At 66.2% G+C, this 12,092-nt stretch carries 12 protein-coding genes; 8 read left to right on the top strand and 4 right to left on the bottom strand.

Annotated elements, in window-relative coordinates:
• The first annotated feature begins 119 nt into the window (after nt 1-119).
• The 5 genes from G3N62_RS17510 to G3N62_RS17490 all read left to right on the top strand — a co-directional run bounded on the left by G3N62_RS17510 (nt 120) and on the right by G3N62_RS17490 (nt 4,079).
• Nucleotides 120-332, top strand: a complete 213-nt coding sequence (locus G3N62_RS17510; RefSeq protein WP_034191733.1) for a DUF1656 domain-containing protein — start codon at nt 120-122, stop codon at nt 330-332.
• Between the two features lies 1 nt (nt 333).
• Nucleotides 334-1,308 carry an HlyD family secretion protein gene (locus G3N62_RS17505; RefSeq protein WP_059561938.1) on the top strand — a complete coding sequence of 325 codons (975 nt, stop codon included), beginning with the start codon at nt 334-336 and terminating at the stop codon, nt 1,306-1,308.
• Entirely contained in the window at nt 1,305-2,813 is a 1,509-nt protein-coding gene (locus G3N62_RS17500) for an efflux transporter outer membrane subunit (protein ID WP_069245775.1), read from the top strand. Before G3N62_RS17505 ends, G3N62_RS17500 begins: the two co-directional genes overlap by 4 nt.
• Nucleotides 2,814-2,993: 180 nt before the next feature.
• Nucleotides 2,994-3,419, top strand: coding sequence for a TOBE domain-containing protein (locus G3N62_RS17495; RefSeq protein WP_034191730.1), 426 nt, complete (start codon nt 2,994-2,996; stop codon nt 3,417-3,419).
• A 75-nt stretch (nt 3,420-3,494) separates the two neighbouring features.
• Nucleotides 3,495-4,079, top strand: coding sequence for a nitrogen fixation protein NifQ (locus G3N62_RS17490; protein WP_124671240.1), 585 nt, complete (start codon nt 3,495-3,497; stop codon nt 4,077-4,079).
• 115 nt (nt 4,080-4,194) lie between these two features.
• Here the strand turns inward: G3N62_RS17490 and G3N62_RS17485 are convergent, their stop codons facing one another.
• Complete coding sequence (locus G3N62_RS17485; RefSeq protein ID WP_034191728.1) at nt 4,195-5,256, bottom strand: DMT family transporter; 1,062 nt, start codon at nt 5,254-5,256, stop codon at nt 4,195-4,197.
• Between the two features lie 459 nt (nt 5,257-5,715).
• Nucleotides 5,716-6,396 carry a ProQ/FinO family protein gene (locus G3N62_RS17480; RefSeq protein WP_059561929.1) on the bottom strand — a complete coding sequence of 227 codons (681 nt, stop codon included), beginning with the start codon at nt 6,394-6,396 and terminating at the stop codon, nt 5,716-5,718.
• 625 nt (nt 6,397-7,021) lie between these two features.
• Here G3N62_RS17480 and G3N62_RS17475 point away from each other — a divergent pair.
• On the top strand, nt 7,022-7,606 hold the full coding sequence (locus tag G3N62_RS17475) for a DUF2889 domain-containing protein (protein WP_124671241.1): 585 nt from the start codon (nt 7,022-7,024) through the stop codon (nt 7,604-7,606).
• A 68-nt stretch (nt 7,607-7,674) separates the two neighbouring features.
• Here the strand turns inward: G3N62_RS17475 and G3N62_RS17470 are convergent, their stop codons facing one another.
• Together G3N62_RS17470 and G3N62_RS17465 are read right to left on the bottom strand one after the other, a co-directional pair.
• On the bottom strand, nt 7,675-8,166 hold the full coding sequence (locus G3N62_RS17470; protein WP_034191725.1) for an NAD(P)H-dependent oxidoreductase: 492 nt from the start codon (nt 8,164-8,166) through the stop codon (nt 7,675-7,677).
• 67 nt (nt 8,167-8,233) lie between these two features.
• Complete coding sequence (locus G3N62_RS17465; RefSeq protein ID WP_034191724.1) at nt 8,234-8,887, bottom strand: TetR/AcrR family transcriptional regulator; 654 nt, start codon at nt 8,885-8,887, stop codon at nt 8,234-8,236.
• Nucleotides 8,888-8,970: 83 nt separating this feature from the next.
• Between G3N62_RS17465 and G3N62_RS17460 the strand changes: the two genes are divergently transcribed.
• A complete protein-coding gene (locus G3N62_RS17460; protein WP_124671242.1) occupies nt 8,971-10,095 on the top strand; it encodes an MBL fold metallo-hydrolase in 1,125 nt (374 codons plus the stop codon).
• 125 nt (nt 10,096-10,220) lie between these two features.
• Nucleotides 10,221-11,237, top strand: a complete 1,017-nt coding sequence (locus G3N62_RS17455) for an AraC family transcriptional regulator (protein WP_059561952.1) — start codon at nt 10,221-10,223, stop codon at nt 11,235-11,237.
• The last annotated feature ends 855 nt before the right edge of the window (nt 11,238-12,092 follow it).

The following is a 12,092-nucleotide window of genomic DNA, read 5'->3' as shown; positions in this document are numbered from 1 at the left end:
GCACGCGCTCGTCGGGCTGCGTCTGTCGCTGTATCCGGCCGCTGCCGGCCAGGCGCCTCGGGCCTCGGACGGAGCACGCGCATGATCCGGCTTTCCAACCCGTCCTTCCGACCGCGACCATGATCGGCGAAATCGACATCTTCGGCGTATTCGTGCCGGCCCCGCTCGTGCTGATGCTGATCGCCTACCTGATCAACATCGTCGTGCGCGCCGTGCTCGAGCGCGTCGGCTTCTACCGCCTCGTCTGGCACCGTTCGATCTTCGACCTCGGCATCTACGTGTTCGTGCTTGCCGCCGTCGTCATCGCTTCCCACCATCTCGTGGCTTCCTAACGTGAAAAAAACCTGGCTCTCGGCAGGGCAAATCCTGCTCACCCTGATCGTCGTCGTCGTGGCCGGCCTCGTGCTGTGGCGGATCATCAACTACTACATGTTCTCGCCGTGGACACGCGACGGGCACGTGCGCGCCGACGTGATCCAGGTCGCGCCGGACGTGGCGGGCCTCATCACGTCGGTGCAGGTCGCCGACAACCAGGAGGTCAAGCGCGGCCAGGTGCTGTTCGTGATCGACCAGGCGCGCTACACGCTCGCGGAACGGCTCGCTGAAGCGACGCTCGCGCAGCGCCGCGCGACACTGGCCCAGGCGAAGCGCGAATACGCGCGCAACCTGCAGCTCGGCAACCTGGTCGCGAGCGAGCAGGTCGAGGAAAGCCGCACGCGCGTCGAACAAGGCGAAGCCAGCGTCGCCGACGCACAGGTATCGCTCGACACCGCGAAGCTGAACCTGCAGCGCACGACGATCGTGAGTCCCGTGGACGGCTACCTGAACGATCGCGCGCCGCGTGTCGGCGAATACGTGCCGGCCGGCCGCGCGGTCCTGTCGGTCGTGGACCGCCATTCGTTCCGTGTCGACGGCTACTTCGAGGAAACCAAGCTGCGCGGCATCCATATCGGCCAGCCGGTCGACATCATCGTGATGGGCGAGCCGCATGCGCTGCGCGGCCACGTGCAGAGCATCGTCGCCGCGATCGAGGATCGCGACCGCACGCAGGGCGCGAACCTGCTGCCGAACGTGAACCCGGCGTTCAGCTGGGTGCGGCTCGCACAGCGCGTGCCGGTGCGCGTCGTACTCGACGAAGTGCCCGACGATTTCCGGATGATCGCCGGCCGTACCGCGACCGTGTCGATGCGCGACGCCGACACGCGCCGAAACGACAACACAAAACCGGCTGCCGGTGCCGGCTCGGCCCCGGCACCGGTCACCGCGGCGTCCGGGGCCGCCGCCAGCGCGGCGGGAGCATCGCAATGAACCGGCACGGTCTGCGCGTCGCGGCCGCACTCGCGCCGCTTGCGCTCGCACTCGGCGCATGCAAATCCGTCGGCCCCGATTACACGCTGCCGCAGCAGGCGTACGTGAATGCGCCGCTCGCGAACCATGCGCTCGACGACGCGAACGGAACGCTCGTGTCGCGCGACGCGGTGCCCGGCAACTGGTGGCAGCTGTACGACGATCCCGTGCTCGACGCACTGGTGCGCGATGCGCTGAAGTCGAACACCGACCTGCGCGTCGCCGCGGCCAACCTCGCGCGGTCGCGCGCGGCGCTGGAAGTCGCGAGCCAGCAGGGCGGCTTCTCGGGCGGCGCCGAAGCCGCGGTGCAGCGCGCGCAGGAATCGGCCGAGCAATACCTGCTCGAGAACAAGCTGCCGGTCGTCAACGAAGGCGCGGTCGGCATCAACGTGTCGTACGAGCTCGACCTGTTCGGCAAGCTGCGGCGCGGCGTCGAAGCCGCACGCGCGGACAGCGAGGCCGTCAAGGCGGCCGGCGACCTGGCGCGCATCACCGTCGTCGCCGACGTCGTGCGCGCATATGTCGAATCGTGCTCGGCCGGCGACGAGCTGGCGATCGCGAGGCAGTCGCTCGCGCTGCAGAAGCAGCGCGTCGCGCTGTCGCAGCGGCTGCGCGATGCCGGGCGCGGCAACCAGACCGACGTGACGCGCGGCGTGACGCAGGTGCGCACGCTCGCGGCCGACATCCCGCGCTTCGAAGGGCGCCGCAAGGTCGCGCAATACCAGCTCGCCGCACTGCTCGCGCGCGCGCCGGCCGACCTGCCGAAGGCCGTCGTCGAATGCGAACGGCTGCCGAAGCTGCGTCAGCCGATTCCGATCGGCGACGGTGCCGCGCTGCTGCGCCGCCGCCCCGACGTACGCGAAGCCGAGCGGCAGCTCGCCGCCGCGACCGCGCGGATCGGCGTCGCGACCGCGGCGCTGTATCCGTCGATCAGCATCGGTGCGTCGGCCGGCTCGGTCGGCGTCGCCGCCGACCTGTTCTCGTCCACCACGAATCGCTGGTCGTTCGGCCCGCTGATCAGCTGGTCGTTCCCAGTCAACGGCCAGCGCGCCCGCGTGCGCGAAGCCGAGGCGTCGACGGGCGGCGCGCTCGCGCATTTCGACGGCGTCGTGCTGAACGCGCTGCGCGAAACACAGTCGAGCCTCGCGACCTATGCGGCCGACGTGCAACGTACGGACGCCTTGCGCACCGCGTACGAATCGGCCCGCAATTCCGCCGACGAAACCCATCGTCTCTATGCGGCCGGCCGCGAGTCGTTCCTCTCCGATCTCGACGCGACGCGCACGCTGACGAGCGTGAAGGCGCAGGTTGCGGCGGCCGAAGGCCAGGTCGCGGCCGATCAGGTGCGGCTCTTCCTCGCGCTGGGCGGCGGGTGGGACGGCGACGGTACGGCGGCCGCGCGCGGCAGCGCCCCCGCCGCCGCGCGTGCCGCCGCAACGATCAAGGACGGCGAGTCGCCACGGTAGCGTCATCGCCTTCAATACATCACCCCGGTGCGGCAAAACGCACTGCGGTGGCAGGTTTTACTGATTCGCGCCATAGCATCCGGATGGCGACGCGTCCCTGCGTTGACGGTAGACTGGGCGATGCATTTCCATTCATCCGCGGCTGCCGATCCGGCAGCCGCCTTCATTCGGAGCGTCATCATGCGAACCAGTGCCCGCAACCATTTCGCTGGCCAGGTCGGCGCCGTCAAGCCCGGTGCCGTCAACGACGAAATCACGCTGCACACGCAGGACGGCCTCGACATCGTCGCCGTGATCACCCACGGCAGCGCGGCTTCGCTGGGCCTCGCGGCGGGCACGAAGGCGTTCGCGCTCGTCAAGGCATCGTCGGTCATCGTGATGGTCGACGTCGACAGCAGCAAGGTATCGGCGCGTAACTGCGTCGCGGGCACCGTCGCGACGGTCACGAAGGGTGCGGTCAATTCGGAAGTCGTGATCAAGGCCGCGGGCGGCGCCGAAATCGTCGCGATCGTCACCAATGACAGCGTCGATCGCCTCGGCCTCGCGAGCGGCTCGGCCGCATCCGCGATCTTCAAGGCATCGAGCGTGATCGTCGGCGTCGAGTGAGCGCGTGACGGTCGCGACGGAGAACCGCCCAGTGCCGCGCGTTCGCGCGGCCCGGCTGCCATCCGGCGGCATGCGATGACAGCCGCGCTCGATCCCGCGCGGGAAAGCGCGCTGCACGCGCTCCGATCGGCGGCCGCGCATGCCGACACGCCCGACGCACGGCTGTTCGGCGTGCTCATCGCGGCTCGCGCGTGCCGTAACGAACTCTCGCTGCTGGGGCTGTCCCCCGACCAGTTCGCCGGCTTGCTCGCCCGGCAGTTTCCGTATCTGGCGCCCGTCGCCGCACTGATGCCAATGGTCACGTTGGCAGTGTTACCAGCCAACCATTCTGCGTTCGTCGCGACGCTGCGCTCGCGGCTGATGGACGACGCGAATCCCGGCGTCGCCCGCGACGATGCCGACTGCCTCGCGTCGATCATCGCGCATGCGTGCCTGCGCCCCGACCATCTCTGGCGCGATCTCGGGCTCGACGGGCGCGACGCGGTATCCGCGATGCTCGATCGTTATTTCCCCGCGCTGGCCGCGCGCAACGTCACCCACCTGCGCTGGAAGAAATTCCTCGCACTGGAAGTGGCGGCCTCGCTCGGCGCGCCGCCGGGCCCCGCACCGGGGTGCCCGGGCTGCGAAGATTTCGGTTTCTGCTTTCCTCGCGCGCGATAGCCATCGCGTCGACCAGCCTGTCCACTTGCGTCATCGACGTCATGAACCAGTGCGCGACACGCATCCCATAAACGGTCACCTGGCGGCGCATGTTGTCCGCCGTCCATGACCGCGGTCAATGTCGATGCCGGTGATGAATGTCCGGAAAGTGCGCGTGACTGTGCGTGATCGGTAAATGCACGTGCGAATGCGAGTGCGGCTCGTTGCCGTCGTACGCAAAATCGTGCGTGTGCTGGTGATGTTCGTCGTGCCGGTGCCGGTGCGCATGCTCGAGTCGCTCGTGCTCGTGCATGTGCTCATGCCGCTCGCGCACGTGCAGCCAGATACCGAATGCCATCAATGCGGCGGCGACCCAGAACGTTGCCGGCGGCAGCGCAGGCCAGATCAGCAGCGACAGCACGACGCCGAACAGCGGCGCGATCGAGAAATACGCACCGGTCCGCGCGCTGCCGAGATGGCGCAGCGCGACGACGAACAACACCAGGCTGATCCCGTAGCCGCCGAGCCCCGTCAGCATCGCAGCGGCCGTGACCGGTACGGCAGGCAGCGGCGCGCCGGTCGCCAGCGCAATGCCGATGTTCACGGGCCCCGCGATCAGCCCCTTGACGCACGCGATGACCATCGCGTCGTTCGCGGCGACCTTGCGGGTCAGGTTGTTGTCGATCGCCCAGCACAGGCAGGCGCCGACGATCAGCAACGCACCGACCGGCACGCCGGCCCGACCCGGCACCCACGACAGCAGCGTGCCGCCGGCGACGATCGCGACCATGCCGAGAAACACCTGCGTATCCACGTTCTCGCGAAACACGACCCATGCGATGACGGCCGTCAGTACGCCTTCGAGATTGAGCAGCAGCGCACTGGTCGCCGCCGGCGTGCTCGACAGCCCGAGCATCAGCAACGCCGGGCCGGCCACACCGCCCGCCACGATCGCACCGGCCAGCCACGGCAGGTCGGCGCGCTGCAGCGGCGCGGCATCCGCGGCCGGTGCGCGGCGGTTGTGCAGCCTGCGCAGCAGGATCCCGATGCCGAGCCCGACCCCGCTGCCAAGATAGAACAGGCCGGCGACCATGAACGGCGACATCGCGCCGATCAGCGCCTTGGCGAGCGGTGTTGCCGCGCCGAACAGCGCGGCGGCCGTGAGTGCGACCAGAATCGCGGAATGTCTCGGGTTCATGATCCGGTTTGAATGGACGTTGAAAATCGGTGGACGCGACTCCGGATCGCGTGGGCGCGGGTTTCCCGCACCTTTCGAAATGCAAGCTGCGTCGTGCAATCAGGAGCCTGTCGGGATTATCGCGCGTCGCCCTGTCGCGATGCGCCCGACCAGATCGCTCACGTCCCGGCCGGCGATTCCGATATTGCTATTTCAGGAAACCGAATTATCAAGCGACGACGCCAATAAATTAAGGTATGCAAATCGTTTTCCTGGAAATGGAAAAGCATGCAGTCCCGATTGACGAGCGTGCCTCGTCCGGTTGCATTGCCTGGTTGACGCGGGATAGGTAGGTGCTGGCCGGCAAGCGCCGGGGGAGGCAGTCCTGACCTGCCTCCGTCGAGGCAGGTCAGTCCGTCGTGTCATGCGCCGCGTGCGACATGCATGCGGGTACGCGCCGTGCGGCGGACGGCGGTGGCGTTACTCGTTGCCGGCCACTTGCTGCTCGACCTGCGGCGTAGCGTCGGTCTGAACTTCTGCTGCATCCGCCGCCTGCGGTGCAGTCGCGGCCTCGGCCTGCTGCTCGGCCTTCGGCGGCTGCTGTGCGCCCTTGGCCGCTTGCGCGGCGCCCTTGCCGGGACGGCGCGACTTCAGCCGGCGTGCCCGTGCCGCGTCCTCATGCGTGACGCGCCCTGCTTCGTTACCCTGCAGGTCGACGCGCACCGCGTCTTCGACGAGGCACGACCAGTAACGGTTGCCGCGGCACCACGTCGACATGGCTTCGCGCAGCTCGGCCTCGGTGAGGCCAACGGCCTGAGCTTCGCGCGCCAGGTCGTCCCAGATGCCGACCTTGAGCGGCACTTTGGGGGCCGGATTCTTCGGGAACGCGCTCGGAAACTTCCGCTGCAGTTTGCCGATCGCGACGATGACCGGATCGACCGGTGCCGACGGCTTGGCCGAAGCGGGCTTCGCGCGATGCGGTGCCTTCGCACCGGCCCCGGCCTTGGCGCCAGCGCCCGGTTTGGCACCGCGGGACGGCCGGTCGCCCGACGTCGGCTTTGCGCCGGTGTCCGCCGGTGCTGCCGGCCGCTTCGCGTTGCGCTCCTGCTTGGCCTTCGCTGCGAGCTGCGCCCGCAATTCGGCAAGTTGTTCAAAACCCATAAATTCAATCCACCAGGAATATAAGGTGTGGTTCGTGCGGCCATGCCGCGCGGCTCGAAAGCTCGCCGCCGTGCGGACGGCCCGTCTGCCGCCGATGCGGGACACTATGGGGCCGCATCGCGCACGCCACGCTGTTTTCAGGCACCCGGCCACGATGCCGGACAAGGCAGGGGTGGAAGTATACCGGTACGCGCGGTGGCCGGTTGACTCGCCGGTCTGCATTTGCCCGCCCCCGGAGGCCGGAAAGGCGTCCGCGCGGTCATGTTGCGCATTATATGGATACGCTCCCGGATGTCACGCCATTCGAGGACGTCACGGAAATCGGGCCGAAACCCGGCCCGGCTTCGGCAGCGGCCCGCCTCTCCCGTGCGGCATTCCGCGTGACGCGCGTCCTGCCAACGTCACGCGACAGGCCGTCCGACAGCCCGCGGCCGCACCGGACGCCCCCTCGATTCGTTGCGTTCGCATCGATCTCGTCGTGTACGAAGATGCCGGAAAATGCGTAGTATGGCCGGATTGACGTCGTCGGCAGCGCATCTCGGTCCGTTTCGCTGCACGCCCGATCAACCGGCGATGTTCTCCTTTGCCTGCGAAAAGAACCGGTTGTACGAAACGGAGCGGATACATGGTTCCCCGACACGACATCGCGCACGACGGCATCACGCGCGAGGAAATTCACCATCGGCACATCGACATGCGCGGCTATCGGCGCAGCGACGGCCTGTTCGAAGTGACGGCCTGCCTCGCGGACCGCAAGACCAGCGATTTCACGCCACCGGGCGGTACGCGAACGGTCGCGGCGCTGTCGCCGATCCACGACCTCGGCGTGACGCTCGTCTTCGACGCCGACATGGTCGTTCGCGCGATATCCACGTTCATTCGCTCGCATCCCTATGCGCAGTGTCCGGGCGGCGGCGACTCGCTGCAGGTGCTCGTCGGCCTGAGCATCGGCGCCGGCTGGAACAGCGAGGTTCGCAAGCGCCTGCCGTCCTGCGACACGTGCACGCACTTGAAGGAATTGCTCGGCCCGATTGCCACCACCGCCTATCAGACGATGGTCGGCATGCGGCGCTCGTCGCTGGACTACCGCGACAGCGAAGGAAAGCCGCTCAAGATCGACAGCTGCCACGCGTACAGCGCCTCGCGCGATCTCGTGAAACGTCTTTGGCCCGAATACCATCGGCCTTCGTCAACGGCAAAAGACGGCTAGGGTTTCGGTATTCGACCGGTTGTGCGTCCGCACGACCCGCGCCGCAAATCGCCACAACCACAACGCCGTCAAAAGACGCCCAGTGCGAGTCCCGCGGCAAGACCCGCACCCAGTTCCGCGCAGCGTGCGAGATCGTCGCCGTCGATCGTCTTCGCCGCGAGGATGCGCTCCGTTGTCTGCGCGTGGGTACAGACGATCAGCCCGGGCGCCACGTTCTTCAGCCGCCATCCGGTCGCGATCCGGTCGATCTGGCGCAACGCGTTCTGTCCGTCGCTTCCCGCGCAGATCATTGCCGCATACGGACGGCCGTTCACGCGATCGAGCGCCGCGTAGTAGCAGCGGTCGAAGAAGTCCTTCATCAGCCCGGACATCGCCGCGAGATTCTCCGGCGTCGCGAACAGGTATGCGTCGGCGGCCAGCACGTCGTCCGCGCTCGTCGCATCCGCGCGCTGCAGCCTGACGTCGATGCCGGGTTGCTCGCGCGCCGCGCCGGCAGCCGCTTCGGCCATCTGTTGCGTGCCCCCGGTCATCGTGTGATAGACGATCAACAGCGTCTTCATGGGTAGTTGCTCGCGTTCGGCTTCGGGTGCGCCGGCTTCGCTGTGCGCAGAGCATCCCGACGCACGGTCAGTCCGGTGTGGCGCGCACGGCATCGCCGTCATCCGGCCGCGTGTAGTACGCGAGAAACATGTCGGCCGCGGACTCCGCGACTTTCCGTTGCTCCTGCGCCGTGAGCGGCGGCTGACCCATCGTGATCTGCGGCCAGAACGCAAATGCCTTCACGACGCCATGCAACTGGTGCGCGGCGAACACCGGATCGGTGACCGACAGGCGGCCGGCCGCCGCGGCCGCACGCACCCAGACCGTCACGTCTTCCTCGCGCTCGCCGAGACGCTCGACCATGTCGCGCGCGCGATCCGGCGAATGGATCGCCGCCCCGATCGCCACGCGCGCGAGTGCGAGAAACGCTTCATCGTTCAGCAAGCGCAACTTGCGGTCCAACAACGCGAGCAGTTGCTCGCGCAGCGGCACGTCGGCGCGATAGGTCGGCGAGCTGCCGGTCTGCGTCGCTTCCCACAGCTTGTGCAGGATCGCCGCGAACAGCGTTTCCTTGCCCGGGAAGTGGTTGTAGACCGTGCGCTTCGAGACGTCCGCGCGCGCAGCGATACGATCCATGCTGGTCGCGTCGTAGCCTGCCGCGAGAAATTCCTCGATCGCCGCATCGACGATGGCCGCGCGCTTTCGATCGGTCAGGCGCAAGGGGGGAGTGCTGGTTTCCATACGAAAATTTTACATCGGGCAGTTTACTTATCCAAAAAATAAACTACACTGTTTAGTGTACTTTATTCTCCGGACGCCCCGACATGGCATCGCCTCTCGTTCTGATTCACCGTATTCTGGGTTTCGCCGCCGCCCGGCGGGGCCGCGCGCTGTCCGGCGGGTCGCCGCAGCACAACGGCGAGCGTTTCACCAATGTCGCGCCGCGTCCTGTCGAAGGATTCAGCAAGACACTCGGGATCGCGTGGAACATGCTGGTCAACAAGCCGCGCAACACCGTACCCACCGGCCCCGTGCCCGTCGATACGCTGACTCGCGCGACGCTCGATGCCGCCCCCGATCGCAGCCTGTACCGGCTCGGCCATTCGACGCTGCTGCTCAAGCTGCGCGGCGAATTCTGGCTGACCGATCCCGTATTCGCCGAGCGTGCGTCGCCGTTCCGACGCATCGGCCCCAAGCGCTTTCATGCCCCGCCGATCGCGCTTGACGATCTCCCGCCGCTGCGCGGTGTGATCCTCTCGCATGATCACTACGATCACCTCGACCGCGATACGATGCTGGCGCTTGCCGCAACCACCGATGTGTTCGTGACCACGCTGGGCGTCGGCGACCGCCTGATCGAATGGGGCATCGACGCAAGGAAAGTTCGTCAGCTCGACTGGTGGCAGAGTGTCGATGTGGCCGGCCTGACGTTGACGGCGACACCCGCGCAGCACTTTTCCGGGCGCAGCCTGTTCGACGGCAACAGCACGCTGTGGGCGTCGTGGGTCATCGTCGACGACGACCTGCGCATGTTCTTCAGCGGCGACACCGGTTACTTCGACGGGTTCCGGACGATCGGCGAGCGCCTCGGACCGTTCGACGTGACGCTGATCGAAACAGGCGCCTATGATGCGCAATGGCCGTACGTGCACATGCAGCCGGAAGAAACCGTGCAGGCGCATATCGATTTGCGCGGACGCTGGCTGGTCCCGATCCATAACGGCACGTTCGATCTTGCAATGCATCGCTGGCAGGAACCGTTCGAGCGGGTCACGGCGCTGGCGCTCGTGCGTGGCATCGAGTTGTCGACGCCCAGGATCGGTGAGCGCCTCGATCTCGACGCACCGCATCGCGGCGAGCGGTGGTGGCGCACGGTCGACGAGCATGCGACGGCGCCGGCAACGAAATCGCGCCGCTGGCAACTTTGCGCGTCGCAGGCGACGAAGTAGCCGCTCCACCGATCGTTGCGCTTTCCGGCAATGCGGCCATGCCGCGATTCCGGATGGCGCATGCGTTGCCGGAGCATCTGCATATCGGCGGCCTGCCCGCCCCCGATTACCTGAATAGAGAAGTCATGCATCCGGCACCCGTCCAATATACCCCCGGCCAACGAGACGACGACGTCGCCGTCGCTTCATTCGACGGTGCAGATCAACGACCAGCCGGCCGCAGCCCCATGTGCGCTCTGCGGCAAACGCTCGCGGCACGTGTCTCGAAGTGGACCGAAGGCGCCGACCACGTCACCACGCCCATTCCGAACCTGAGCTTCCACCGCCGGGAAGCGCCGACTCAGCCGATGGACTGCATGGTCGAGCCGAGCTTCGGTCTTGTCGTTCAGGGCACGAAGCGGGTCATTCAGAGCGGCGACGCCTACATCTACGACGCCAACCGCTTTCTGATCACGTCGCTCGATTTGCCTGGTTCGACCCAGGTCATCGAGGCCAGCCACGAGAAGCCGTTTCTCGGGATCGGTCTCAAGCTCGATTTCCGTGTCCTGACGGAATTGATGATGCAGGTCGCACCAGATCGCGACGAAGCCCCCGTGGGCCGCGGCCTCGTCGTCGGCGACATGACCGAATCGCTGTACGATGCACTGAACCGCTTGCTGGCGTTACTGGACGACCCGAACGCCATTCCCGTTCTCGCCCCGTATGTCGAGCGGGAAATCTACTATCGCCTGCTGACGAGCGACCAGGGCGTTCGTCTGCGTCAGATCGCGTCTGCCGGCAGCCAGGGCAACCGCGTGTCACGTGCGATCCGGTGGTTGCGTGCCCACTATGACGAGTCGCTGCGAGTCGACGATCTCGCAGCGCAAGTCCAGATGAGCAGTTCGACGTTCCATCACCACTTCCGCCAGCTCACGGGCATGAGTCCGCTGCAGTACCAGAAATGGATTCGGCTCAACGAGGCACGTCGGCTGATGCTGTCCGAGCGACTCGACGCCGCATCGGCATCGTTCAGGGTCGGGTATGCGAGCCCGACCCAGTTCAATCGGGAATACAGCCGGTTGTTCGGCAATTCACCACGGCGAGATATCGATAACCTGCGCGGCGGGATGGATGTCGTTCTGTCGATCGCAGCAAGTTATTGATCGCGGGCAATGATGGGGGGAGAAGAGAGGCGGGTGCTCCGTTTTGGCCGAATCCGCGGAACACCAGTATCGGCTTCACCCGTATTTGATTGAGCCGGTTGAATCGGGGGAGCGCGACAGAATGCGCGCGTCGTGCCCACTCAGGATCAAATTGCTCAACATCTGTCCGGGGAACTCTCTTGGCTGTCTTGCGCGTGACAACGATCGCGCTCGCGGGAGGCGCATCCTGCACCCATAGCCGGACCCGTGGCGGACTCGCGGTCACTCACCCCTTTCTGAAGGTATCTGGGCTTCCCCTCCCAACAACCGCGGTGCCTGTTTCAGCATTCTGGTCCTTGGGCGCATATGCCCATCTACCGACTTCTCTCGAGGCGCCACGCATCACCAAATCGTGCGACTGACATGACGCGTTGTCACGTGACAACTCGCGTTGAATATCAGCACTGCGCGTCGGGCCAGAGTGTCGACATGATCTCAAGCTGACCACGACTAGCAACGAATCCGCCGCCCGCAGGCCTGGGTCACCCAAAAGCATTTCATCAACCACAAATTACGTATCAAAAGATACATTTTGTATCGATCATCTGTGCATCGATGGCAACGGCAGACGGAAACGCCATGCGCCCCCATTTCCACGAGCCATTTCGTTCATTTTGCGTGAAACAACATGAAGAATGTGGCGCAAGCCATTGCCAGACAAGGATTTCCAAGAATACCCCGTTTCTCGAAAATGTTTCACGACACGATCCGCCTGCGTTGTCACGCGCCGTTTGGCGCGTGAATTCTCACCTATTCAGCCGGTTTCTCGGTGTCGCGGTCGCAGATGCGCGCCGGGATGCATTGACGGCAACACCG

Origin of the sequence: Burkholderia sp. Tr-20355 (genome assembly GCF_017104685.1) — a bacterium.
In the GTDB taxonomy this organism is placed as follows: Bacteria; Pseudomonadota; Gammaproteobacteria; order Burkholderiales; family Burkholderiaceae; genus Burkholderia; species Burkholderia seminalis.
The sequence above is the reverse complement of the archived record's forward strand: the minus strand, read 5'-3'. Positions and strand labels throughout refer to the sequence as shown.

Excerpts from the sequence above, each read along its gene's own strand:
- G3N62_RS17460 (WP_124671242.1), top strand. The coding sequence starts at position 8,971 with ATGGCATCGCCTCTCGTTCTGATTCACCGTATTCTGGGTTTCGCCGCC.
- G3N62_RS17485 (WP_034191728.1), bottom strand. The coding sequence starts at position 5,256 with ATGAACCCGAGACATTCCGCGATTCTGGTCGCACTCACGGCCGCCGCG.
- G3N62_RS17475 (WP_124671241.1), top strand. The coding sequence starts at position 7,022 with ATGGTTCCCCGACACGACATCGCGCACGACGGCATCACGCGCGAGGAA.
- G3N62_RS17490 (WP_124671240.1), top strand. The coding sequence starts at position 3,495 with ATGACAGCCGCGCTCGATCCCGCGCGGGAAAGCGCGCTGCACGCGCTC.
- G3N62_RS17480 (WP_059561929.1), bottom strand. The coding sequence starts at position 6,396 with ATGGGTTTTGAACAACTTGCCGAATTGCGGGCGCAGCTCGCAGCGAAG.
- G3N62_RS17465 (WP_034191724.1), bottom strand. The coding sequence starts at position 8,887 with ATGGAAACCAGCACTCCCCCCTTGCGCCTGACCGATCGAAAGCGCGCG.
- G3N62_RS17470 (WP_034191725.1), bottom strand. The coding sequence starts at position 8,166 with ATGAAGACGCTGTTGATCGTCTATCACACGATGACCGGGGGCACGCAA.
- G3N62_RS17500 (WP_069245775.1), top strand. The coding sequence starts at position 1,305 with ATGAACCGGCACGGTCTGCGCGTCGCGGCCGCACTCGCGCCGCTTGCG.
- G3N62_RS17510 (WP_034191733.1), top strand. The coding sequence starts at position 120 with ATGATCGGCGAAATCGACATCTTCGGCGTATTCGTGCCGGCCCCGCTC.
- G3N62_RS17495 (WP_034191730.1), top strand. The coding sequence starts at position 2,994 with ATGCGAACCAGTGCCCGCAACCATTTCGCTGGCCAGGTCGGCGCCGTC.
- G3N62_RS17455 (WP_059561952.1), top strand. The coding sequence starts at position 10,221 with ATGCATCCGGCACCCGTCCAATATACCCCCGGCCAACGAGACGACGAC.